General features: G+C 30.0%; 26 protein-coding genes. All 26 read left to right on the top strand.

Going from position 1 to position 25,842, the window contains the following annotated elements; all coding sequences use genetic code 11:
- Window positions 1–3 precede the first annotated feature (3 nt).
- Window positions 4–975, top strand: coding sequence for an MraY family glycosyltransferase (locus NCC77_RS21570; protein WP_250837427.1), 972 nt, complete (start codon window positions 4–6; stop codon window positions 973–975).
- Complete coding sequence (locus NCC77_RS21565) at window positions 965–1,396, top strand: WxcM-like domain-containing protein (RefSeq protein ID WP_250837426.1); 432 nt, start codon at window positions 965–967, stop codon at window positions 1,394–1,396. Before NCC77_RS21570 ends, NCC77_RS21565 begins: the two co-directional genes overlap by 11 nt.
- Entirely contained in the window at window positions 1,386–2,531 is a 1,146-nt protein-coding gene (locus tag NCC77_RS21560) for a DegT/DnrJ/EryC1/StrS family aminotransferase (RefSeq protein ID WP_250837425.1), read from the top strand. The genes NCC77_RS21565 and NCC77_RS21560 overlap by 11 nt, the downstream gene beginning before the upstream one ends.
- Window positions 2,528–3,076 (top strand): dTDP-4-dehydrorhamnose 3,5-epimerase, encoded by a 549-nt coding sequence (gene rfbC, locus NCC77_RS21555; RefSeq protein WP_250837424.1) that lies wholly within the window; start codon window positions 2,528–2,530, stop codon window positions 3,074–3,076. The genes NCC77_RS21560 and rfbC overlap by 4 nt, the downstream gene beginning before the upstream one ends.
- Window positions 3,076–3,921, top strand: a complete 846-nt coding sequence (gene rfbD / locus NCC77_RS21550; protein WP_250837423.1) for a dTDP-4-dehydrorhamnose reductase — start codon at window positions 3,076–3,078, stop codon at window positions 3,919–3,921. The genes rfbC and rfbD overlap by 1 nt, the downstream gene beginning before the upstream one ends.
- A 90-nt stretch (window positions 3,922–4,011) precedes the next feature.
- Window positions 4,012–4,896 (top strand): glucose-1-phosphate thymidylyltransferase RfbA, encoded by an 885-nt coding sequence (gene rfbA / locus NCC77_RS21545; protein WP_250837422.1) that lies wholly within the window; start codon window positions 4,012–4,014, stop codon window positions 4,894–4,896.
- A gap of 108 nt (window positions 4,897–5,004) precedes the next feature.
- Entirely contained in the window at window positions 5,005–6,948 is a 1,944-nt protein-coding gene (locus tag NCC77_RS21540; RefSeq protein WP_432442333.1) for a polysaccharide biosynthesis protein, read from the top strand.
- Between the two features lie 134 nt (window positions 6,949–7,082).
- Window positions 7,083–7,946: an ABC transporter permease gene (locus tag NCC77_RS21535; RefSeq protein ID WP_250837420.1), complete on the top strand. Its 864-nt coding sequence runs from the start codon at window positions 7,083–7,085 to the stop codon at window positions 7,944–7,946.
- Window positions 7,947–7,993: 47 nt separating this feature from the next.
- Window positions 7,994–9,253, top strand: a complete 1,260-nt coding sequence (locus tag NCC77_RS21530) for an ABC transporter ATP-binding protein (protein WP_250837419.1) — start codon at window positions 7,994–7,996, stop codon at window positions 9,251–9,253.
- Entirely contained in the window at window positions 9,237–9,860 is a 624-nt protein-coding gene (locus tag NCC77_RS21525) for an acyltransferase (protein ID WP_250837418.1), read from the top strand. The genes NCC77_RS21530 and NCC77_RS21525 overlap by 17 nt, the downstream gene beginning before the upstream one ends.
- Window positions 9,820–10,641 carry an FkbM family methyltransferase gene (locus NCC77_RS21520; RefSeq protein WP_250837417.1) on the top strand — a complete coding sequence of 274 codons (822 nt, stop codon included), beginning with the start codon at window positions 9,820–9,822 and terminating at the stop codon, window positions 10,639–10,641. Before NCC77_RS21525 ends, NCC77_RS21520 begins: the two co-directional genes overlap by 41 nt.
- Entirely contained in the window at window positions 10,641–11,651 is a 1,011-nt protein-coding gene (locus NCC77_RS21515; RefSeq protein ID WP_250837416.1) for a glycosyltransferase, read from the top strand. The genes NCC77_RS21520 and NCC77_RS21515 overlap by 1 nt, the downstream gene beginning before the upstream one ends.
- Before the next feature lie 57 nt (window positions 11,652–11,708).
- The gene (locus NCC77_RS21510; protein ID WP_250837415.1) at window positions 11,709–12,593 is read left to right on the top strand and encodes a glycosyltransferase family 2 protein; all 885 of its coding nucleotides are present in this window, start codon (window positions 11,709–11,711) and stop codon (window positions 12,591–12,593) included.
- A 41-nt stretch (window positions 12,594–12,634) separates the two neighbouring features.
- On the top strand, window positions 12,635–13,414 hold the full coding sequence (locus NCC77_RS21505) for a glycosyltransferase family 2 protein (protein WP_250837414.1): 780 nt from the start codon (window positions 12,635–12,637) through the stop codon (window positions 13,412–13,414).
- Window positions 13,415–14,260, top strand: coding sequence for a glycosyltransferase family 2 protein (locus tag NCC77_RS21500; protein ID WP_250837413.1), 846 nt, complete (start codon window positions 13,415–13,417; stop codon window positions 14,258–14,260).
- Complete coding sequence (locus tag NCC77_RS21495) at window positions 14,257–15,150, top strand: glycosyltransferase family 2 protein (RefSeq protein ID WP_250837412.1); 894 nt, start codon at window positions 14,257–14,259, stop codon at window positions 15,148–15,150. Before NCC77_RS21500 ends, NCC77_RS21495 begins: the two co-directional genes overlap by 4 nt.
- Window positions 15,147–16,166, top strand: a complete 1,020-nt coding sequence (locus NCC77_RS21490) for a glycosyltransferase family 2 protein (RefSeq protein WP_250837411.1) — start codon at window positions 15,147–15,149, stop codon at window positions 16,164–16,166. The genes NCC77_RS21495 and NCC77_RS21490 overlap by 4 nt, the downstream gene beginning before the upstream one ends.
- Before the next feature lie 21 nt (window positions 16,167–16,187).
- Window positions 16,188–17,264, top strand: a complete 1,077-nt coding sequence (locus NCC77_RS21485; RefSeq protein WP_250837410.1) for a glycosyltransferase family 2 protein — start codon at window positions 16,188–16,190, stop codon at window positions 17,262–17,264.
- Between the two features lie 7 nt (window positions 17,265–17,271).
- Window positions 17,272–18,363, top strand: coding sequence for a glycosyltransferase family 4 protein (locus tag NCC77_RS21480; protein WP_250837409.1), 1,092 nt, complete (start codon window positions 17,272–17,274; stop codon window positions 18,361–18,363).
- Complete coding sequence (locus tag NCC77_RS21475) at window positions 18,360–19,025, top strand: acylneuraminate cytidylyltransferase family protein (protein ID WP_250837408.1); 666 nt, start codon at window positions 18,360–18,362, stop codon at window positions 19,023–19,025. Before NCC77_RS21480 ends, NCC77_RS21475 begins: the two co-directional genes overlap by 4 nt.
- 15 nt (window positions 19,026–19,040) lie before the next feature.
- Window positions 19,041–20,084 (top strand): N-acetylneuraminate synthase, encoded by a 1,044-nt coding sequence (gene neuB, locus NCC77_RS21470; RefSeq protein WP_250837407.1) that lies wholly within the window; start codon window positions 19,041–19,043, stop codon window positions 20,082–20,084.
- Between the two features lie 3 nt (window positions 20,085–20,087).
- The gene (locus tag NCC77_RS21465; protein ID WP_250837406.1) at window positions 20,088–21,083 is read left to right on the top strand and encodes a glycosyltransferase family A protein; all 996 of its coding nucleotides are present in this window, start codon (window positions 20,088–20,090) and stop codon (window positions 21,081–21,083) included.
- Between the two features lie 46 nt (window positions 21,084–21,129).
- Window positions 21,130–22,254, top strand: a complete 1,125-nt coding sequence (gene neuC, locus NCC77_RS21460; RefSeq protein WP_250837405.1) for a UDP-N-acetylglucosamine 2-epimerase — start codon at window positions 21,130–21,132, stop codon at window positions 22,252–22,254.
- A gap of 1 nt (window position 22,255) precedes the next feature.
- Complete coding sequence (locus NCC77_RS21455; protein ID WP_250837404.1) at window positions 22,256–23,233, top strand: glycosyltransferase family 10 domain-containing protein; 978 nt, start codon at window positions 22,256–22,258, stop codon at window positions 23,231–23,233.
- Window positions 23,233–24,411, top strand: a complete 1,179-nt coding sequence (locus NCC77_RS21450; protein ID WP_250837403.1) for an acyltransferase family protein — start codon at window positions 23,233–23,235, stop codon at window positions 24,409–24,411. The genes NCC77_RS21455 and NCC77_RS21450 overlap by 1 nt, the downstream gene beginning before the upstream one ends.
- On the top strand, window positions 24,411–25,811 hold the full coding sequence (locus NCC77_RS21445) for a UDP-glycosyltransferase (RefSeq protein ID WP_250837402.1): 1,401 nt from the start codon (window positions 24,411–24,413) through the stop codon (window positions 25,809–25,811). The genes NCC77_RS21450 and NCC77_RS21445 overlap by 1 nt, the downstream gene beginning before the upstream one ends.
- The last annotated feature ends 31 nt before the right edge of the window (window positions 25,812–25,842 follow it).

Here is a 25,842-nt window from a genome sequence, read left to right as displayed (position 1 = left end):
AAAATGGAGTACACAATTTTAGGAATTGTTTTAATGATTATTATGTTGCTCTATTTTAAAGTAGCAGATCATTTTAATATAATTGACAAACCAAACCAAAGAAGTTCACATACAGAAATTACTTTGCGGGGAGGTGGAATCATTTTTTGGTTTGCAGCATTGTTATATTTTGCTCAAAACATTGAAGCTAGTTTCTTTTTCTTTACAGGAATTACTTTAGTCAGTTTAGTCAGTTTTTGGGACGATATTCAAAGTTTATCAAATAAAATCCGAATTTCAATTCATTTCCTTTCCATCACGTTAATTTTTTTTGATTTAAACTTATTTACTTTCGTCCCAATTTGGACAGTTTTAGTAAGTTACGTATTAGCAATAGGGCTCATTAATGCCTATAATTTCATGGATGGAATTAATGGTATTACGGGGCTTTATACTTTAGTAGTAATGGGGTCACTGTTGTATGTAAATACAAAAATCCAGCTTTTTACTGATGGTGTTTTTATAATATATGCAATGATTGCGAGCTTGGTTTTTCTGTTTTTTAATTATAGAAAAAAAGCAAAATGTTTTGCAGGAGATGTTGGAAGCATTGCTATTGCTTTCTGGATAATTTATTTGGTTTTAAAATTAATCCTTAAAACAGAAACTCTTATTTGGTTATTGTTTTTAGCAGTGTATGGAGTAGATGCTGTCTGTACAATTCTTCACAGACTTTACCTTAAACAGAATATTTTTGAAGCCCATCGTTTGCATCTATATCAAGTATTAAGTAATGAATATAAGATGCAACATAGAGTAGTTTCGGCACTTTATGCAGTTGTACAGACAGGGATTTCTTTTTTAGTTATTTTTCTTTATCAAAAAGTTCAAGATTCACTAGTATTCTTAATTGTCATTTTGCCATTATTGTTACTTTACTCTTCAAAATTTTATTTGTTAAACAAAAGTAATTTACGATTGAATCATGAAGCCTAAAATAATTCAGGGAGGAAAATTTTCAGATCAAAGAGGAAGTATATCGTATGTAAATGATTTTAGCTTTACTGATATTGAAAGGTTTTATATTATAAGTAATTCGAAGGAAAATCCAATCCGAGCTTGGCAGGGGCATAAATTAGATACTAAAAATTTTTATTGTCTTTCTGGTTCTTTTAATATTCATTTTATAAAAATTGATAATTGGGAAAATCCTTCAAAGGATTTAACCATTGAAACCGTTTTTGTTTCTGAATCTGATAGTAAAATTGTCCACATACCTGCAGGTTACGCAAATGCAGTAGAATCGTTGGATGAAAATTCTAAATTAATATCTTTTTCTACATTGCCGTTAAGTAATGTTAGCGAGGACGACGTTCGTTATCCGTTAGATTATTGGCATATTAATAATGGACAATAAGAGAATTTATTTGTCATTATCTCAAGAAAGCGGATTTGAGCAAGAGTATATTCAGAATGCTTTAAAGTCAAATTGGATTACTTCTGGTGGACCAAATGTAGAGGAGTTTGAAAATAGACTTGAGGGGTACTTTGGAAATGAAAACTTTGTTGCTGCTTCAAACTCTGGAACATCAGCTATTCATTTAGCTCTAATCTTATTAGGTGTTAAAGCTGGCGATGAGGTAATTTGCCAAAGTATGACTTTTTCAGCTTCAGCAAATCCAATTTTATATCAGAATGCATGTCCTGTATTTGTAGATAGTGAAGTTGATACATGGAATATTTGTCCAGAATATCTAGAAACTGCTATAAAAGACCGAATAAAAAAGGGAAAAAAACCAAAAGCAATTATAGCCGTTCATTTATATGGTATGCCATATAAAGTAGATGAAATAACTGCTATTGCTGATAAATATAAGATTCCAATTATTGAAGATAGCGCTGAAGCACTAGGAAGCAGTTATAAAGGAAAAAAATGTGGTAGTTTTGGAGCTTTTGGTATTTTATCATTTAATGGAAATAAAATTATTACCACTTCTAGCGGTGGTGCATTAATTGCTAGGCATAAAGAACAAAAGGAAAAAGCAATTTTTTATGCTACTCAATCAAAAGATGCAGAGGTACATTATCAGCATAGTGAAATAGGCTACAATTATAGAATGAGTAATATTTGCGCAGGAATTGGTCTTGGACAGATGAAAATTTTAGAAAAGAATATCAGTTTAAGACAAGCGAATCATTTATTTTACAGAGAGATTTTTAAAGAAGTTGAAAATGCAAAACTCTTTGATAATTCTAGCAATGACTTCATTTCTAACTATTGGCTTAATACAATACTTTTGGAAACAAAAGAAGAAAAGGAAAGTTTGAGACTTGCTTTTAACAAAGCAAATATAGAGAGTAGACCGCTGTGGAAGCCAATGCATCTGCAGCCAGTTTTTGAAAAATATCCATATTATGGAGGTAAAATTGCTGAAGAGTTATTTGATAGAGGATTATGTTTGCCATCAGGATCAAATTTAGCTAATACAGATAAAATTAGAATAAAAGAGGTTATTGTTAATTTCTTTAATGAATTTAAAATTAAAAAATGAAAATCGAAGAAACATTCATAAAAGATTTGGTAATTGTAAAACCAACAGTATTTGGAGACGAAAGAGGTTACTTTTTTGAATCTTATAGTAGAACTAAATTTGAAGATTTAGGAATTGATATTGAATTTGTTCAAGATAATCAGTCATTTTCAAAAAAAGGAACGTTGAGAGGTTTGCATTACCAAAATCCTCCTTTTGCCCAGACAAAATTAGTCCGTGTTTTAGAAGGAGAAATTATTGATGTTGCAGTAGATTTGAGAAAAAATTCGCCAACTTATGGAAAAGCTTTTAGTGTTCTATTAACTGCTGAGAACAAAAAACAATTACTAGTACCACAAGGTTTTGCACATGGTTTTTCAGTTGTTAGTGAAACAGCTTCAGTAATGTATAAATGTGATCAATTTTACAACAAAGCTTCTGAAGGCGGAATCATATATAACGATCCATCTTTGAATATTGATTGGGGAATGAATCTTGAGGAGGCTATTGTTTCTGAAAAAGATCAAATTTTGCCATTTATTGAAAACTGTAATAGTTTATTTTAATGAAGAAAATTCTAATAACTGGCGCAACAGGACAATTAGGATCTGAACTTTTAGTTTTAGCGCCTTTATATACTCAATATGAATGGGTATTTGCAAATAGAACTCAAATTACATTAGACAATTTAGAAATACTTCAATCTCAATTAGAAGTAATTCGCCCTGATGTTATATTTAATTGTGGAGCTTATACAGCAGTTGATAAAGCTGAATCAGAAAAAGATTTAGCTTTTACAGTAAATCATTTGGCAGTAGAGTTAATAGCAAAATATGCTAAAGAAAATAATGTAAAATTAATTCATGTTTCGACAGATTATGTTTTTGATGGGAATTCATCTATCGCCTTAAATGAAGAAGCTAAAACTAATCCAATAAATGTTTATGGAGAAAGTAAATTGGCTGGTGAAATTGCTTGTTTGCAAGAAAACCCAGAATCCATTATAATTAGAACTTCATGGGTTTATAGCAAATTTGGAAATAATTTTGTTAAAACTATGAAGAGACTAATGCAAGAAAGGGATGAAATCAATGTAGTAAATGATCAGATTGGCTCGCCAACCTATGCCGCAGATTTGGCACAAGCAATGATTGATATAATTGAATCGCCAGAATGGATTTCTGGAATTTATAATTATTCAAATGAAGGCGAAATTAGTTGGTATGAATTTGCGTTAAGCATTAAGGAGTTTGGTGGCTACAGTTGTAAAGTTGGAGGGATTCCATCCTCATCTTATCCAACTCCAGCAAAAAGGCCAAGTTTCTCACTATTAGATAAGAAAAAGATAAAAATAGTTTATAACTTAAAAGTTCCAAATTATAAAGACAGTTTAAGAAAAATGTTTGCTTAAATTAAAAAATGATTTAAAGATATATACGACAGAATTTCAAAAGAAATCTAAAATCTAAAATCTAAAATCTAAAATCTAAAATCAAAAAATATGAAAGGAATTATATTAGCTGGAGGTTCTGGCACAAGATTGCATCCATTGACATTGGCTGTAAGTAAACAGCTAATGCCGGTTTACGACAAACCTATGATTTATTATCCGTTATCAACATTAATGATGGCAGGAATAAATGAAATTTTAATTATCTCCACTCCTCACGATCTACCACATTTTAAAAAACTTTTAGGAGACGGGAGTACAATTGGTTGTAATTTTAGTTATGCAGAACAACCAAATCCGAATGGATTGGCTCAGGCTTTTGTAATTGGAGCTGACTTTATAGGTAATGACAAAGTAGCTTTAGTTTTAGGAGATAATATTTTCTTCGGCACCAATATGCAACAACTTTTAAAAGACAATGCAGATCCTGAAGGAGGAGTTGTTTTTGCTTACCATGTTTCGGATCCTGAAAGATATGGAGTGGTTGAATTTGATGAAAATAAAAATGCTATTTCTATTGAAGAGAAGCCATTGGAACCAAAATCTAATTACGCAGTTCCAGGACTTTATTTCTACGATAATTCTGTTGTTGAAATTGCCAAAAATATTAAGCCAAGCGCCCGTGGTGAATATGAAATTACAGATGTGAATAAAGTTTATCTAGCAAATGGGAAATTAAAAGTAGGTATATTAAGTAGAGGAACTGCATGGTTAGATACAGGAACTTTTAATAGCTTGATGCAAGCAGGGCAATTCGTACAAGTTATTGAAGAAAGACAAGGTTTAAAAGTAGGCTGTATTGAAGAAATAGCATGGAGACAAGGATTTATTAATGATGCTCAACTTGAAGAATTGGCTAAACCACTACTTAAATCAGGTTATGGAACCTATCTTTTAGACTTTTTGAAGCAAAAGAAAAAAGGTGTTAAAATTTAATTTGCGCCACGAAGTAATTATTTAAAACCTTTAATTTGTATTTTTGTATAAAGTTCAAATTTTACTGACTTAAAAAATGCTAAATTGAATACAGAAAAACCAAATAACATAAGCTCTTTGCTGTATAAAACCTTTTCTCCAAGAAATCTTAGAGCAAATATCAATAATTTGAGTTATTTGCCTAGATGGATTATTGTTGCTATTGATGTAATGGTTTTATTTTTTTCATTTTCCTTTACTTATTTGCTTTTTGATGGTACTGCAATTGGTTACATTATAACTTCTCATGATTTTTATTTTGTAGCCAGTTTAATAACAGTCAATATATTTTTCTTTTGGCTCTTTAGAACATATTCGGGAATTATTAGGCACTCCTCATATATTGATGCAATAAAACTGCTTTTCTCTCAAATGTCAGTTTTGGTTTTCTTTCTATTTATAAATTTAATATTTGAGTTATATACTGGGCATAAAGCATTTTTAAATACAGCTCTTTTTATAAATTTAGTTTTATCGTTTTGCGGTTTGTTTTTGTATCGTGTAATTGTAAAACAGACTTTTGAAATGTATTTTTCAGAGAAAACTACAACCAAGCTTGTTAGAACAGTTATTTATGGTACTGATGCAAATGCTATTTCTGTTGCAAATGCTTTAAAATTTGAAACACCTTCTAGATTTAAAATTGTTGGATTCGTTGATAAAAATAATCAAAATGCATCTAAGCGTATGCTAGATTTGCCAATTTTAATTTTAAGAAAAAAACTTCCAGCATTAATGAGGTCCGTTGCTGCAGAAGGTGTTATTATTGCAGATAAAAGCTTGACTAAAGATGAGCAACTTATTATTGTTGATCAATGTTTAGAATTTAATTACAGAGTATATACTGTACCATTAATTTCAGATTGGGAAAATCAAAAAGAAATTTCTCAGAAAGTAAAAAATATACAGATTGAAGATTTATTAGAAAGAAAACCGATAGTCTTAGATAGTAAATCAATTTCGAAACAATTAAAAGATAAAACAATCTTAATAACAGGTGCGGCTGGTTCAATTGGAAGCGAGATTGTTAGGCAGGTTCTGAATTTTAATCCAAAAAATGTAATCGTTTTGGATCATGCAGAGACACCGTTACACAATTTATGCTTAGAAACTCAGGGAATGAATTTCGATACGAAAATTGTTGCAGTAATTGCTGATGTAAGAAGCAAAAAAGCTTTAGAAAAAGTTTTTAAAAATTACCATCCTCATGTTGTTTTTCATGCAGCAGCTTATAAGCATGTGCCTTTGATGGAAGAAAACCCCTCTCAAGCAATTCAAACTAATATTAAAGGAACTAAAAACCTTGCAGATTTAGCTTGTAAATATCAGGTAAAGAAATTTGTAATGGTTTCTACCGATAAAGCTGTTAACCCAAGTAATGTAATGGGGGCTAGTAAACGTATTGCAGAAAAATATGTGCAGTCCCTATTCTTAAAAAACCAAAAGGAAAAGGTTGAAGGTGGTACAAAATTTATTACTACTCGTTTCGGAAATGTTTTAGGTTCAAATGGATCTGTTGTACCCTTATTTACTAAACAAATAGCAGAAGGAGGACCGGTTACAATTACGCATCAGGATATAATTCGTTACTTTATGACAATACCAGAGGCATGTCAACTGGTATTAGAAGCTGGAGCTATGGGTAATGGTGGTGAAATTTATATTTTTGACATGGGTAAACCAGTTAGGATTATTGATTTAGCACGAAAAATGATCAAGTTGGCTGGTTTCATTCCTGACAAAGAAATTAAAATTAAAATAGTTGGTTTAAGACCTGGAGAAAAACTTTACGAAGAATTATTGAATGATACTTCTAAGACTCTTCCAACACATCATAATAAGATTATGATTGCGCAAGAAATTCAAGATGAGTATGAAAATCTTCATAATGAGGTTGATGAATTGATCGGAATTGCTGATTTTTACGAAAATGATGATATTGTTTCAAAAATGAAAAAGATAGTTCCAGAGTTTAAAAGTATGAATTCTACTTTCGAAGTTTTAGACAAATAGTATAAAGACAAAAATATAAATTCAGTATAATCAAAAGGTGTTTTTTGTAAACACCTTTTGGCATTTTTAAACAAACTCTAAAATATTAAAAATCTTGTTAATTTTTATGATAAGGTTTTTTTTAGTTCTTTTAAATGGATTCTAAAAATACAAATGATTGGCTGTTTGAAATAACACCCAAAAACAAGTTTTTCTCTTTAAATCTTAGAGAAGTTTGGCAATATAGAGATTTATTACTCCTTTTTGTTAAGCGAGATGTTATAACAGTGTATAAACAAACTGTTTTGGGGCCACTCTGGTACTTAATTCAACCTTTGTTTACTTCTGTAACATTTACTATAATATTTAATAATGTAGCAGGAATTGATACAGGATCTGTTCCTCCATTTCTATTCAATTTAGCGGGTATTACAGTCTGGAATTATTTTACAGCTTGCCTTAATGGTACTTCAGATACGTTTAAAGCTAATGCCGCAATATTTGGTAAAGTTTATTTTCCTAGAATTATAACTCCTCTATCAGTAGTGATTTCGACTTTGATAAAATTCGGAATCCAATTCCTGATTTTTATAATCTTTTATATTTACTATTATTTTAGTGGTGCGAATTTGTCAATTAATAGTTCGATTTTGTTTTTCCCCATTTTGATTGTTATAATGGGAATTTTTGGTTTAGGACTTGGAATGTTAATTTCTTCGATGGTAACAAAATATAGAGATTTTAGTAATTTAATTGGTTTTGGTATACAATTGTTAATGTATTTATCGGCAGTTATGTATCCTATGGAATTAATCAAAGAAAAGATCCCAAAGTACGGTTGGATTGTTGATTATAATCCTTTGGCATATGTAATCGAAACTAGTAGATATATGCTTTTAAATGTAGGGAATATTTCTATTTTAGGATTAGCTTATACTTTTGGAGTAACAATTATGATATTTTTTATTGGCCTTTTAGTTTTCAATAAAACAGAAAAAAGCTTTATTGACACGGTTTAGCCAATTTTTTAGACCAACAGCACAGTTTATAATCTATACTTTAATAATTGGAAAAAGATATAATTTTAAAAGCCGAAAATATTTCTAAGCAATATCGTTTAGGACAAGTAGGTACAGGTACGTTGAGCCACGATTTAAATCGATGGTGGCATCAGATACGTGGAAAGGAAAATCCGTACTTAAAAATTGGTGATGTAAATGATCGTTCCACAAAAGGAACTTCTGATTATGTTTGGGCATTGCAGGATATTAACTTTGAAGTTGAGCGTGGAGAAGTTTTAGGAATCATTGGTAAAAATGGTGCTGGAAAATCAACGCTTTTAAAAATATTATCTAAAGTTACAGCACCAACAACCGGAAGTATAAAATCTCGCGGAAGAATAGCCTCTTTATTAGAAGTAGGTACAGGTTTTCATGGTGAAATGACGGGACGCGAAAATATTTACTTAAACGGTGCCATTTTAGGAATGACGAAAAAAGAAATAACTTCAAAATTGGATGAAATAATTGAATTCTCGGGATGCGAACGTTATATAGATACTCCGGTAAAAAGATATAGTAGCGGAATGACCGTGCGTTTAGCATTTGCAGTAGCAGCTTTCCTGGAGCCAGAAATTTTGGTAATTGATGAGGTTTTGGCCGTTGGAGATGCTGAATTTCAGAAAAAAGCAATCGGAAAGATGCAAGATATCTCTCGCGAAGGAGGCCGAACTGTTTTGTTCGTAAGTCATAATATGGCTGCGGTTAAGCAGTTGTGTACTAAGGGAATTGTGATGGAGAACGGAAGAGTAGTTTTTGAAGGAAGTATAGATGCTGTTATTGACGAGTATTTCAATGAAGATCAGTTAGCTAATGATGGAAAAAGAACCGATATCAGTAATGATTCAGTAGGTTTTTTTACAAGATGGTTTATAAGAGATTCTAATTTATTCAGTATTTCTTCAGATGTAAAGGAAAATATTTGTTTTGAATTTACTTCAAATGAGGATTTTACTAATTGTGAATTAGGACTTGTTATTAGAAATTTTGAAGGAAAAATTATGCTTGGATGTAATAGTCGTGATTATGAAGGAGATTATTTTGATATCAAAAAAGGAAATCACGTTTTTAAGTTTGAGTTAATCTTGCCAGTTATAGATGGAAAGTATGAAATTGATATTGCATTGGTAAGTAATAATACTATAATAGATCAGTGGGCGTCAGAAACAAATTTAATTGTTAAAAACAAATTTGAATCCGTACTTGATAGGAAATGGAGAGGAGAGTTAAATTTAAAAACATCTTTTAGCTATGATGAACTTCCTTAAAAGAAAAATGGTTAACTACCTGTCATCATTTTTTCAGAAAATAGAACCTAAATATTATAATCAAAATAACTCTTTAGGAATTAAAGTAGGCATAAATTCTTTTTTTGAAAAGCCTAAAATTTTGGATGGGGAAGGATATATAGAAATAAAAGATAATTCGAGTATAGGACATACCGCATGGCTTGGGGCATTTGATAAGTATTTAAATCAATCATTTAGTCCTAAAATAGTTATTTCAAATAATGTAAGGATTGGTAATTATGCTTGTATTACTGCAATAGATGAAATATTAATTAATGATGGATGTTTGCTTAGTGAATATGTTTATATATCAGATCATTATCACGGATTTGATCCTACAATAGATTTACCCCTTAAGGATCAGCCTCTTTTCTCGAAAGGGAAAATTGAAATTGGAGAAAATACTTTTATTGGTTACAGAGTAACTATACTATCGGGAGTTAAACTAGGAAAGAATTGTGTCGTTGGAGCACATTCAGTAGTAACTAAATCTTTTCCTGATTATTCAATGATCGCTGGTTCTCCGGCAAGATTAATAAAAACTTTTGATTTTAATAGTAGATCTTGGAAAAATGAAATTAATTAAGAAGAATATAAAGAAAATTCTTGAATTTAGAAAATATAAATCTTTAGGTCTTTCGTACAATGAGTTTTCTGCATTGAAAAAAGAATCTATAAAGAATACATCTACATTATTTGGTAAAGAAATAAAGATTACTGATTCATTTTGGTATTTGCATAGTCTTAATGAGCTATTTATAGAAGAGGTTTATAAATTTAGTGCAAATAACAAAAAACCTAAAATTATAGACTGTGGTTCAAATATAGGATTGAGTATTATTTATTTTAAAAGACTTTTTCCTGAATCTGAAATAATTGCATTTGAACCTGATAATGATATCTTTAATATTTCTGAGTATAATTTAAATCAGTTTAATATTAATGACGTAAAGCTTTATCAAAAGGCAGTTTGGATTAACGAAGAGCCTTTGGTTTTTGCTAAAAGAGGTTCTTTAGGAGGACATATAGTTGAAGAGAAAGCTGAGAATACAATAGAGATTGAAACCGTAAGGTTAAAAGATCTTTTGCACGAAAAAATTGATTTCTTAAAAGTTGACATCGAAGGTCCTGAATATGATATTTTGAAAGATTGTGGTGATTCATTAAAAAACGTAGAAAATATTTTTGTTGAATATCATAGTTTTGCCGAAAATCCTCAGATGATAGGTGAATTGTTAATAATATTAAAAACTGCTGGTTTCAAAGTATATATAAAAGAAGCCTGGGAAAACATGAAAAATCCATATAAAGAAAAAAAAGGCCCTTATTTTGATTTGCAATTAAACATATTTGGATACAGATTATAATGAAAATTGCATTCACTATTTGTTCGAATAACTATTTGGCACAAGCTAAGATATTGGGAGATTCATTGTTAGATAAAAATTCTGATTACAAATTTATAATTGGTTTGTGTGATGAAATTTCAGAGGATATTGACTACTCTTTTTTTGAGAATACAGAAATTATTCCTGCCTCTCAATTTGGTATTTATTGTTTTGATGAAATAATAGAAAAATACGACATTGTAGAATTAAACACTTCAATTAAAGCTTCTTTTTTTAAGTATTTAATAAGTAAATATGAAAATCTTGAGACAATTATTTATTTTGATCCTGATATTCAAATTTTTAATAAGTTAAGTTTATTAGAAAAATATTTAGAAGAAGAAGATGTTTTATTAACTCCGCATATTCTAAATCCAATAGGTGTAGATGATTTTTCTCCTGCAGAAAGTTCATTTTTAAATTACGGTATATATAATTTAGGATTTTTAGCCCTCAATCCGAAAAGCCAAAATGTGAGAGATTTACTTGATTGGTGGGAAGATAAAACTTTAAAAATTGGTTTTAGCCGAGTTTCTAATGGGTTATTTGTAGATCAATTATGGATTAATTTGGTGCCTATTTTTTTTAATAAGGTTAAGGTTTTACATGAATATGGTTTTAATGCTGCGCCATGGAATCTACATGAAAGAAATTTAATACTTAAGACTAATGACGAATTTATTATGAATGATAATTCTAAATTAGTGTTTTATCATTTTAGCTCATATAATTATACAAAACCGGAATTATTTTCTAAATATTACGATAGATACAATTCTGTTACATTGTCGAAGGAAGTTTATGAATTATATAACCAATACCATGATAAATTAATTCAAAACAAAATCGATTTTTTTTCAAAAATTAAATGTTTTTACTCTAAAGAAGAAGTAAAAGTAGTAGTTAAAAAAAAGAGCGTATTAAAAGTTTTGATATATAATATCGTACCACCGTTCATTATTAAACTTGTAAAAAAAGTATTTAAGTAATTAATTGAAATTTCGAGTTCATAACATTACAATTAAAAATATATACCATAATCTATAATGATTTATCCCAAAATATCAATTGTAACACCTTCTTATAATCAAGGTCAATTTCTTGAGGATACTATTTTGTCAGTATTGGGTCAGCGTTATCCTAATTTAGAATATCTGATTTATGATGCGGCAAGTACAGATAATTCAGTTGAGATAATCAAAAAATATGAGAAAGAATTAAGTTATTGGGTTTCTGAAAAAGACAAAGGTCAGGGTGATGCAATTAATAAAGGTTTTACCAGAGCAACTGGCGAAATTTTAATGTGGCTGAATAGTGATGATATTTTATTGCCAAATATTTTGAACTTTGTTGCGGCTCAATATAATGAAAAAGGAGACGGAATTTATTTTGGAAATTGCCTGCATTTTGAGGAGAAAAACAATGGTGCTTTGGTTGCACGTGGAAGTAATGTAGAAGCTTCTTTCAATTCAATTCCATTAGAATTAGCGGATACTATAATTCAGCCATCTTCTTTTTGGAGTAGAAAAATCTGGTTAGAAATGGGAATTTTAAATATTGATTTTAATTTTGGCTTTGATTGGGAATGGTTTCTAAGAGCTAAACAAAATAATATTCCTTTTTATCCTCTACACAAGTCCATTTCATTGTATCGCATTCACGAAGAACATAAAAGTGGTGCTGGCGGAAGAAAACGACAAGAAGAGTTATTGAGAATTTATAAGCTTTATAATAGCAGATATGCGAATTTGTATGAGCATATAATAAATGAGGATTTTACTTTTAGCTTTGGGCAAAAAATAACTTTTAGAATTTTAAAATTAATATATGGAAAGGGTTTTAGAAGAACTCATTTCTTAAGAAAGATTCAAAGCAAGAAGTATAAAGAATATACCGCAAGAGAGATTGATATTATAAAATCGATGTTGTAAAATGTCATTTCTTTTTAAAATAAACTTAAGATTTATAAGCAATGCCTAAAATATCCATCATCACAATCAACTACAACAATCTCGATGGTTTAAAGCGAACTATTGAAAGTGTAGTCAATCAAACCTGGAAGGAGTTTGAATATATTGTTATCGATGGCGGTTCTACAGATGGTAGTTTTGCGTATATAGAAAGCCAAACTAAAGATATTGATTATTGGGTTAGCGAACCTGACAAAGGTATCTATAACGCAATGAACAAAGGAATAGCGAAAGCTAAAGGCGATTATCTAATATTCTTAAATAGTGGAGATCATTTTGTTGATGATAACGCATTGGCAGAAAACAATAAGTTTCTAGAAGGAAAAGATATCATTTATTTTAATCTTCAGGTAGTTGATAAAAATATAAAGTTTATAAAAACATATCCGGAAGAATTGCCTTTTTCTTATTTTGTAAAAGATACTTTACCACATCCAGCAGCGTTTATTAAAGCAACTTTATTTAATATAGTCGGTTTGTATGATGAAAACATAAAAATTGTATCTGACTGGAAATTTTTTATAGAAAGCGTTTGTAAATTCAATTGTTCTTATGAGAGAATCAATCAAACTTTATCGACCTTTTATTTGGATGGTTTGAGTTCAGATTTAGAAAATAAATTATTTATTGCTGAGGAAAAATGGAATGTTTTAAATTCAGAATTTAAAGCTTATAATAATGATGCTACTCATTTGTTTGAATCCAATGCAGTTTTAGCGAATCTTAGAAAATCAACAAAAATCAAGTTATTAATCAGATTGGGTTTATTAAAAAGGTTTTAAATGAATAATCCATTAGTATCTATAATTGTTCCATGCTATAAGCAATCCCAATATCTGGATGAGTCTCTGCAATCAGTATTAGATCAGACTTATGAAAATTGGGAATGTATTATTGTAAATGACGGTAGTCCGGATAATACCGAAGAGGAAGCGAAAAAATGGATTTTAAAAGATACAAGATTTAAATATGTTTATTCTAAAAATAAAGGTGTTAGTCATGCCAGAAATTTAGGAATAGCTACAGCAAAAGGAGAATTAATTTTACCATTAGACGCTGACGATAAAATTGGTCAGAATTATATAAAAAAAGGAAGTGAATTGTTTCAGGAGAATCCTTCTTTAAAATTAGTATACTGCCTGGCAATGAAATTTGGTGATGAAAATGGAGAATGGAATTTACCGGATTTCTCCTTAGAAAATTTATCAAGAGATAATTTAATATTTTGTTCAGCACTTTATAAAAAGACAGATTGGTATTTCATTGGTGGATACGATGAGCAAATGAAATCAGGTTTAGAAGATTGGGAATTTTGGATTTCGTTATTAAAAAATGGCGGAGAAGTAGTTCAAATTAAAGAAGTAGAATTTTATTATAGAATAAAAAAGAGTTCAAGACAAACCGATTTAACCAATGATAATCGCAAAAGTCTTTTTGAATATATGAGCATTAAACACGCTGATTTCTTTGTGAAGCAATTGGGAACTTTTAAGCATTTAGATTCCGTTATTAAAAGCACAAAATCAGAATTTAAAAATAAATTACAGAGTAAAAAGTTTGTGATTGATTTGTTTTGCACTACTTTTTTTCATTTCTCAATCTTTGGATTGTATAAAAAAAATAAATGATTGCTATAGTTATTCCATATTATAAACTAAGTTTTTTTGAAGAAGCATTGCAATCTCTGGCAAATCAAACTGATAAACGATTTAAAGTTTACATAGGTGATGATGACAGTCCGGAAAATCCTCTTGATTTACTAAAAAAGTTTAAAGACAAATTTAATTTTCTATACCATCGTTTTGAGACTAATCTTGGAGGAAATTCACTTACCCAACAATGGCATCGTTGCATTACCTTGACAGAGAAAGAAGAATGGATCATGATTTTAGGTGACGACGATGTTTTGGAAGAAAATACTATCGAAGAGTTTTATAAAAAATTACCTGAAATAAAAAGCGAAGGAATTAATGTAATTAGATATGCAACTCAGATTTTTAATGAAAAAAGCAACACTAATTCCGAAATTTATTATCATCCAACAAAAGAGAAATCTACAGATTTTTTATTTCGAAGGAGCAGAAGTTCTTTAAGCGAATACATTTTTTTGAAAGAAAAAGTGTTGAAAATTGGATTCGTTGATTTTCCATTGGCATGGTATTCCGATGTTTTAGGCGTTTTGGAATTTTCAGCTTTTGGTATTGTTTTTACAATAAACGAATCGGTGATTAAAATTAGAGTTTCCTCTATAAGTATCTCTGGAAATATCCTTTATTCAAAGAAAAAGAATAATTCCAAATTTGATTTTTATTATTATCTCTTGTCACATAAGAAGCATTTTTTTTCGAAAACACAACAAGAGGAATTATTTTTGAATATTTCAACCTGTTATATAAACGATAAAAAAAGAATTCCGTTTTTTTTTAAGATTTCGTGGCTATATATAAAGAATCTTTCAATTGTAGGTTTCAGTAGATTTATCAGACTGATTTTGTTTTATACATTTAAGAAAAAATGAAAAAAGATTCAGATAATCGTCCTTTTTTCAGCATCATTATTCCAGTCTATAATGTAGACAAATACATTAAAGATTGCTTAGAGAGTATTTTAGTTCAATCGTTTCAGAATTTTGAAATTATCCTAGTAAACGACGGATCAACAGATAATTCTGGAGAAATTTGCGATAATTATGCTGTAGATAATGCGTGCATTAAAATAGTTCATAAAACAAATTCAGGTACAGCATCTGCCAGAAATACGGGTTTGGAAATTGCAACGGGAAAGTATTTATGGTTTGTAGATAGTGATGATTTAATAACTCAAAATGCACTCTCTGATTTAGAAAAATTGCTAAAGGAATATGAAAATATTTCGATTCTGAACTTTACCAAAATTGATTTTAAAGATCATGAATTAGAAACCTTAACAATAAGTTTTCCCCAAAGGATCAATGCTTTAGTTAAAAACACTGAAAATTCAATCGATGGTATGCCTCCAAACGTCTGTTTTAGTATTTATAACAGAAGTTTTGTATTAGAGAAAGATTTAAGGTTTCAAGAAGATAATGTATTTGAAGATGAGTTTTTTAATTTGAAATTATACACAAATCATAATTTTAATTTTTTGAATACAAATCTTCCATTATATCTCTATAGAAGAAGAAATGAGGAGAATAAAACTTCATTAAAAGACAGCAAATCACTTTATGAAAAATGTCTTTCAAAAATAAAATTGTTTCAATATGTTTCCCAAATAAAAGGAAACGAAACAAACCATAATTTTTTGAATTATAAAAAGAGAGTTTACACAGAGTATGCTTTACATTTTCTTGAACTTTGTTTGAGACAAGATGAAACAGAATACACACAGAAAACAATTGCAATTATAAAAAAGAACATCCGTAAGATTCCTATTGAAGGTACTTATTTCAAAACATCACAGATTAAAAGAGTGTTGTATAATTGGAGTCCGAATATATTTGTTGGTTATATTAAACTGCTGATTTTGTTGCAGAAAAAACAAACAAAAAACTAAAATACCGAAAGGTTTAAGACAATGATAACGATACTTTATATATATAAAGATAAAGAAGTTGAAAGAGTAAAAAGGTCATTGGATAGTTTGTTGTCTCAAACTGTCAATGAATTTAAAGTATTGTTTGTAGATTTTGGATCCGCTTTAGATAATAGAACTGAACTTCAAAATGTTTTGAAGCAATATTCGTTCGCAGATTATATTTATTCCTATCATTTATATCAACCGTGGTCGAGAGCAAAAGCAATCAATATAGGATTACGAAACATTAGTACGCCTTATGTTTTTGTCGCAGATATTGACATGTTGTTTCATAAAGAATTTTTAGCGACATTAAATGAGATCAAATCTCCTGAAAGTTCTCATTATTTTAAAGTTGGTTTTTTGAGTGAACAAGAAACTAAAATCAACAAAGAGTTTGATGATTATTCTATTGCTTTTACAAGTTCAATTGGTGCTCAAGGCCTTTCATTGTTTCCAACGCAAGCTTTACTTTCTATAAGAGGATTTGATGAATTTTTTAATTTCTGGGGAGGCGAAGACGAAGACGTTCATGCTCGACTGAAATTGAGCGGACTAAAAGTTGAATTTTTTGATAAAAAAGTTTTAATGCTTCATCAATGGCATCCAACTTATAGAAATTCTTTAAAGAAAAGAATAACAACTAGTTTGCAGCACAATACGATTTCGAAAATAAACCAGGAACATTTCAAAATGAACGCTCTATTGAAAAATAGTGTGGTAAATAATGAAAATTGGGGAAATGTCATCACAGAAAATCAGTTTGAACTTCTTGCTAAAACAGATATTTTCCTGGAGCTGCAGAATAAAAAAGAAGTGATTGATAATTTTTTATTTTCGGTTTTGCCAAAATTGAATAATAGGGTTTTAAAAGTTGTGATTCAGGAAGATACATCTGCTAAGACTTTGAAAAATTATATAAAAAAACTTTTGGGAAAAAGCATCCCTAAATATTACAGCTTGAAAGAAATAAATGATGTTCTTTTGTTACATTTGACCTCTTTTTATTCGCATACAACTTATAAATATGTTGTAGCAGAAGATTTGAAGAGCATTACCTTAACGTTGCAATTATAATTATACCATGTCCAAAGTTATATTGATTTCAGAGTTTCCGTTACCTTTTTCTCTTACAGGTAGTTGGACCAACTTATATAACAATTATCTGTCTACATCACATCAAATAGATTATATCGTTTGCAAGCCATCTGAGCGTCCGGAACCGTCAGTAGTTTATGGAACTGTAAATAGAGATATCAAGATAAAGCTTTTGGAACGATGGCATAAAAATCGATATTACGCCTATCTGGAGCAATTAAAAAAAATTATTAAGCCAGATGAAAAGTATATCATTCAGATAATCGATAACTATGGTTTGGTGAAACCATTGATAACAATGCTTGAAAATACAGGATTAAGAAAGCAATGTTACTTACAGTTTTTTTATCATGGATTTCCACCTTTTCATGAAAATTATCACGGAAGATGGTTTTATGAAGCAATAGATGAGATGATTTTGTTAACAAATGATTCTTATTTGGCGCACAAAAATTATTATACGATTTTACCCACTCGATTTTCGGTTTTACATAATGGAATTGATACTAACAAGTTTTTTCCGCTTTCGAAAAAAGAGAAACAAGTTTTAAAGGAAAGTAAAGGAGTTGGAAATAAAACCGTATTTGTTTGGTGTTCGCAAGATCGTCCCAAAAAAGGATTAAACCTTTTGCTCGATGCATGGAGAAGATTTTATTCTAATAGACAAGATGTCGTTTTGTGGATTATTGGATGTGAACCTAAAACGCCTCAAAATGGAGTAGAGTATTTAGGGAAAGTCCTTAACAATGAAGTCGCTATTTATTTGCAAATGACAGATTGTTATTTGTTTCCTACTCTTTGGCATGAAGGATTTGGATTAAGTTTAATAGAAGCCCTGCATTGTGGAAATTATTGTATTGCCTCTGCCATTGGGGGAGTTCCAGAAGTTATGCAATATGGAAAACTGGGAAAACTGATAGAAAAACCTCATTTTGTTTCAGAATGGGAAAAAGCGATGATCGAGTTTATGGAGAATCCTATAGAATATGAACCTATTCCACGAAATTTATATTCTATTACTAACTGGAATTTAGGAATGAATGAGATTATTTTGAATGCAAAGAAAAATTTCGAGTGAAAACAATAGCTATAATTCCTGCCAGAGGAGGATCGAAACGAATCCCTGAAAAAAACATACAATTATTTGGAGGGCTGCCTTTATTAGTACATTCTATACAATATGCATTAGCTAATAGTGAAATTATTGATGAATTATACGTTTCAACTGATAATGAAAGTATAAAAAGGATAGCATTATCTTATGGCGCAAAAGCAGTTGATAGACCAGAAACGTTATCTGGAGATTTAGAGCCCACAGTTTCTGCAATGAGACATGTTTTAGAATCTCTTGAAGAGAATGTAGAAAATGTAATTTTATTACAACCTACAAATCCATTAAGACCAGATAATTTGTTAAAAGAATCTTTTGAAATTTATCAAAAAGAAAATTGTGATAGCTTATTTACAGTGACAAGAAATCACCAAAAATTTGGTAAAATAAAAGAAAACAAATTCCTGCCTTTTAATTATGATATTGGGCAACGCAGCCAGGATTTGGAGCCATTATTTTTCGAAAATGGACTATTGTACATTACCAAAGCGGCTTTGATTTTAGAAGATACTATTATTTCAAAAAATGCTTATCCATTAAATGTAAATCATATTTTTGCCAATATTGATATTGATACTCCAGAAGACATGGATTATGCAGAATATCTGTTTCAAAGACATAAATTATAAATCATAACTCATTTTATGAATCCATATATAGAAATATCCGGAAGGAAAATAGGACCTGATTATCCACCGTTAGTAATTGCTGAAATAGGAATTAATCACGAAGGATCGTTACAAGTTGCCAAAGCAATGGTCGATGCAGCTCATCGCGCAGGAGTTGAAGTAGTAAAACACCAAACCCACATTGTTGAAGATGAAATGTCCGGAGCGGCAAAAAAAGTAATTCCGGGTAACGCAGATGTATCCATTTATGAAATTATGGAACGTTGTTCGCTTAATGAAAGCGATGAGTTAGAGCTAAAGAATTATGTAGAAAGTAAAGGAATGATTTTTATATCAACTCCTTTTTCTCGTGCAGCTGCTGAAAGACTGAAAAATTTTGACGTGCCTGCTTATAAAATAGGTTCGGGAGAATGTAATAATTACCCTTTACTGGAACATATTGCATCTTTTGGGAAACCAGTTATTTTAAGTACAGGTATGAATACTATTGAAAGTATTCGTAAAGCAATTGCTATTTTTGATAAACACAAAGTTCCTGTTGCCTTATTGCATACTACAAATTTATACCCAACACCGATACATTTAGTTCGTTTTGGAGCGATGATAGAAATGCACAATGCTTTCTCGGATAAAGTTTTTGGGTTGAGTGATCATACTTTAAATAATAATGCTTGCTTGGGTGCAGTGGCTCTGGGCGCAAGTATTTTGGAACGTCATTTTACAGACCATATGCAGCGTACAGGCCCGGATATTGTTTGCAGTATGGATGAGCAGGCAACTAAAGAATTAATTATAAGTTCGAATGAAATCTGGCAAATGCGTGGCGGAATCAAAGAACCGGCAAAAGAAGAACAAGTTACAATTGATTTTGCTTTTGCAACTGTTTGTACGATTGCCAGCATAAAAAAAGGAGAAGTATTTACAAAAGAAAATATTTGGGTAAAACGCCCGGGAACAGGGAAAATCTTAGCGGAACATTTTGATGATTTGATTGGAAAAATTGCTACACGCGATATTGAAATAGATGATCAATTGGATTTTAGTGATTTTAAAGACTAAGCGATGAGAGTAGGAATGAATCCTCAGAAACAAGCGAATACAATCGATTTACAATCTAATCACAGAGTTGTAATTGTAGTCTATATTCCCGAGATGAGCGGATATTATGCTAATGTTTTTGATGTAATGAAACTCTGTTTAGAATCTGTTTCTGTTACAAAAAACGTATCATGTGAAATCACAGTTGTCAATAACGGCAGCTGTATTGAGACTACGGATTACTTGAATAAAATTTACTCAGAAGATAAAATTAATTGTTTAATACATCACAGACAAAATATTGGAAAAATGGATGCTTTGATTGGAGCTGCAAGAGGTGCCAGAGAAGAATTTGTAACACTTTCTGATGTCGATGTTTTATTTGTTGAAGGATGGCAGCAAGCTGTTGAGAAGATATTTAATTCAATTCCTGATGTTGGTTTAGTGTCTCCTATTTCTTCGAGAACGGAACCTACATACGCTTCTTTTTCAACTTGGAGTAAAATCTTTTTGCAAAAAGTTAAGTTTAAATATGAGGCGATACCAGAAAATTTTGAGTCCTATAATAAGTTTCTGGAAAGCACTAATTGGGATAAAGAAACGGATCCAAATATAGCTTGGCCGGTAATTGAAAAAAATGGAACGAAAGCAATTGTAGGAAGTAATCATCAAGTGGTGACTATTAAAAGATCTTTGCTTTTTGAATTTGTTCCAACATTACCATCTCTTACTTTGGTAGGAAATAATTCTGAGTATAATTATATTGATTTGCCTGTTGATTTAGCCAATAAAATGAGATTATCCACTTTTAATAATTTTGCTTTCCATATGGGAAATAAAGTGGAGAATTGGATGGTGGAAATCCAAAATAAAAACTTGTTAAACAATAGCGAAAAGAGCGAAGTAAATAAAAGTGTTTTCAAAACGAATCAAAGAGAAATAAATAATACTAATTTGTTCTTTTATAAGTTAAAAAAGAGAATAGTTAAACCTATTTTTTTGTCTTTTTACAAGAAATAATTTAGGACAAAATAGAAAATTTATTAAGACAAAAAAGGTTAAGTAAGTGAATAAAAAAATCCTTTTCCTTACCGGAACACGAGCTGATTTTGGTAAAATAAAATCGTTGATTTCAATTCTGGAATCTCAACACACATTTGAAGTTTTTGTGGCAGTTACCGGTATGCACTTACAAGAAGAATACGGATATACATTGCTTGAAATTCAGCGTTGCGGTTACAAAAACATACATACATTTAAGAATCATACCCATGAAACTACCATGGATTTGACACTTGCCAAGACCATTGAAGGACTCTCAAATTATGTCAAAATTGTAGAACCAGATTTGATTCTGGTTCATGGAGATAGAGTAGAAACTCTGGCTGGAGCTATTGTAGGATCATTAAATAATATTTTGGTAGCCCACATTGAGGGCGGAGAAATATCAGGAACCGTTGATGAATTGATTCGACATAGCGTGAGTAAATTGAGTCATATTCATTTTGTCTCCAATGCCGAAGCTGCAAAACGCTTGAAGCAAATGGGAGAAATAAAAGAATCTATTTTTACTATTGGCTCTCCTGATATTGATATTATGTTTTCTGATAAACTTCCGGATTTAGAAATTGCAAAACAATATTATCAAATTGATTTTAATTCGTTTGCTATCGTAATGTTTCATCCCATAACAACTGAAATCGATTCGATGGAAGACTACGCAACCAATTTTGTTGAAGCATTATTGAATGATACTCATAATTATGTTGTTGTTTTTCCTAATAATGATTTAGGAAGCCAGATAATTCTGGATGCTTACAAAAGACTAAGTGGCAATTCTCGTTTCAGGATTTTTCCGTCGTTGCGATTTGAATATTTCTTGACATTATTAAAAAACTCTCAATTCATTATAGGTAATAGCAGTGCAGGAATTCGCGAAGCTCCTTATTATGGAATACCAATTATTAATATTGGTACTCGTCAACAAAATAGAGCAGTTCACGCCGATATTATAAATGTCGATTATGAAAAAAAGAATATTTCAAAAGCATTAAGTATTATAGACTCTCATAAGGTAAAACAAAGTGATGCCGATTTTGGCACTGGAAATAGCGCTGAATTATTTTTAGACTCTCTTCAAGGTGATAAAATTTGGCAAATGAATCATCAAAAACAATTTAGAGACAGATAATATGATAATTAAATTAGAACGTTACTTTAGTTATCCCGACTTAAAAAGGCAAACACCAAATAATTCAATGAAGTGGAAGGATTTTACTTTTACAGAAGATGATATTGATGAATGTGATTATTTAGTAATCTTAGAATATCCTAAGGAAGATTTTTCAATTAAAGTTAACGAGAATAATATTTTGCATTTATGCTTAGAACCACCAAACGAGATTTCTAAGTATAGACAATATGCTAATAAAAAGACAAAACTTGTTTATAATCAGTTAGATATTAAGAAAAATAATATTCTTTCGCATGGTGCATTGCCATGGCATGTCAATAAAGATTATGATTTTTTGAGTGAGCTTAAAGCTGAAAGTCTAGAAAAAGAAAATACAATTGTTTGGATTACGAGTAATCAAAGAACATCTAAAGGACATAACACAAGAATGGATTTCTTAGAGAATATTCAAAACTTGCCTTTTGTGAATCTTTATGGCAGAGGCATAAAACCTATCGATGATAAATGGGATGTTCTGGATAAATCTAAATACGCAATTGCTTATGAAAATTTTCAAAGTGATTATTATTGGACAGAAAAAATTATAGATTGCTTTTTAAGTTTTACAATGCCATTGTATTTTGGATGTAATGCGATAGAAAATTTTTTTCCTAAAAATTCCTTCATTCAAATTGATCCCAATGACAAGCACATCGATTTGTTTTTAAAAGAGATAGTTAATTCTGCTAAATGGGAAGATAATCTAGAAGCTATTTCAGAAGCAAGAGAATTAATATTGAATAAATATCAATTATTTCCTTTCTTATATAATCAAATTAAAGATTTAGAATTAAGAAAAGGAGATAATTTATCATTAAAAAAAACAGAGGTTCACTTTAAAGGAGGAAACGATTATTTTGACAACTATCCTATTTCTGTGGCCATTGAAAAACAAATAATAAAGGTGGTAAATAAAGTAGGGAATAAATTTAAATAATGATAGATAGTGATAAATACAAATGGGTAAATGCCTTAAGAGGGTATGCTATATTACTAGTTATTCTTATTCATTCTTCGCAATCATTTATTGTATCAGATTTTGTTCAAAAAATTTGTAGTACTGGAGATTTAGGAGTTCAACTCTTTTTTATTTTAAGTAGTTTCACATTATTCAATTCTTACTCTAAAAGAATATTAATCGAAAAAGAATTCACAAATCGTAATTTTTTTATTCGTCGTTTTTTTAGAATTGCACCCTACTATTATCTTGCAGGAATAGTATATGTTTTTTATAAAAGTGTCATTAAGCATAATGAGATTAATATTGAAAATTTAATAGCAAATTATACTTTTACAAATGGTATTTATTTGCCAGGAATAAATGATATTCCGCCTGGAGGTTGGTCAATTGGAATAGAAATGCTTTTTTATTTGTTGGTTCCTATGTTATTTAAATACTTTAATTCTTTAAAAAAGACGATTTTATTACTAATAATTTCAATGCTAGTATCTGTAATCATAAATCATTACTTTGTAGAGAAAACCATCTTCTTTTTAAATTTCATTTTTGGAAGTTTTAATAAATGGGCCTTATATTTTTGGCTGCCAAACCAATTGCCAGTATTTATTTTAGGAATAGTCTTGTATCATGTTAATAAGAATATTGTTTTTTCATTTAAGTCTGGACAAAAAATGATAGTAACTTCTCTTTTATTATATTTAGGTTTTTGCTTTTTCAAATTTGATGAAGAATATGCGTATTATTTTATTAAAAGAGAATATATATACGCAGCTATATTTTTATTATTTGCAATAGGAACATATACAACTAATATGAAGTTTTTGGTCAACGATTTTGTTCAAAAAATAGGAGTTGTGAGTTTTAGTATGTATTTAAACCATTTTTTAATTATATATGTATTTGGATATCTTTTTAGAGGAATTTGTAAAAAAATCACAGCTATTTTACACCTGCCTGAAGTAATTTTACATAATGATTTTATGTTCTTCTGTTTTTATGTATTAATAATTGTAATAACTTATTTTATTTCCAAAGTAACGTACAAATATGTAGAAATTGGTAGTATTGATTTTGGGAATAAATTAATAATGAGTTTGCCTAAAAAGAATCAAAATTTGGAAAACGAATTATTAGAAAAAATTAGTAATAGATAATGCAAAACAAGAAAATATTTATCCTTTTGCCCGACGGTATTGGCTTACGCAACTTTGCATATTCAGATTTTCAAGCTATTGGATTAAAGGAAAATTTCGACGTTGTTTTCTGGAATAACACCCCGTTTGATTTAACAGAATTAGGTTTTAAAGAGATAAGAATTCATAATTCTAAATCAAATCCATTTACAGAAGGCTATAAAAATGCCCGCAAACAAATTGAGTTGAATCTTAATATTCGAAAAACCCAAGATCGTGTTTACGATACATATAGATTTCCTTTTTCATATGCAACTGTTCTTAAAGCTGGAAAAAGTTTGTTTACTCAAATGGTATCATTTACCCATTCTTCTAAATGTGGTTTAAATCGCATTCGAGAAAAAATTAAAAACAAGGAACGAAGAACACTGTATTATCATAAAAGTTTAGAAACACTTCAAAAAGAAAAACCGGCAATGGTTTTTTGTACTAATCAAAGACCAATGTCTGCAATTGCACCTTTGTTGGCTGCACAAGATTTAGGAATTCCTACCGCGACTTTTATTTTTTCGTGGGATAATCTGCCAAAAGCTACAATGGTTGTCGAAACAGATTACTATTTTGTCTGGAGCGACTTGATGAAAAAGGAATTACTTTTTTATTATCCATATATTCTAGAATCACAGATTGTGGTAACCGGAACACCTCAATTTGAATCTCATTTTGATAAAAGCAAACTAATTTCAAGAGAAGACTTTTTTGAACAAAATAATCTAAATCTCGATAAAAAATATATCTGTTATTCAGGAGACGATATTACCACTTGTCCTGACGATTCCAAATATTTGGAGGATGTAGCCGTTGCAGTTAGAGAATTAAACAGAAACGGAAATGCATTAGGGATTATTTTTAGACGCTGTCCAGTTGATTTTTCAGATCGATATGACAAAGTCATTAATGATTATCAGGATGTAATTGTGCCAATTGAACCATTATGGCAAAAAATAGGAGAAGGTTGGAATACAATTTTACCAACTCAGGTAGATATTGATTTACAAATGAATACCATAGCAAATACTGAAATGGTTGTCAATCTGGGATCTTCTATGGTTTTTGATTATGTTGCGCACGATAAAGCCTGTGCATTTATTAATTATGATGTTACTGATAAAAAAATCTCAGATTGGTCCGTTAAAAAAATATACAATTATGTTCATTTTCGTTCAATGCCAAATTTAGAAACAGTCTTATGGATAAATAATCCGGATGATATTGTTTCAATAATTGAGAGCGGCATTGATAAAAAATCGTCTGTTATTGACGGAGCACAAGAATGGTTTAAAATTATCAATCAACATTCTCCTCAAGAAGCCTCCAAGCGAATTTGGGAAGGAATTAAAATCATCATTTATAAAGAATAATTGTTTTCTTTGCGTTTTTATTGCACTACCA

This window comes from Flavobacterium tyrosinilyticum, assembly GCF_023656565.1.
In the GTDB taxonomy this organism is placed as follows: Bacteria; Bacteroidota; Bacteroidia; order Flavobacteriales; family Flavobacteriaceae; genus Flavobacterium; species Flavobacterium tyrosinilyticum.
Note: the sequence above shows the minus strand (reverse complement) of the source record. Positions and strands in the feature narration are given on the sequence as shown.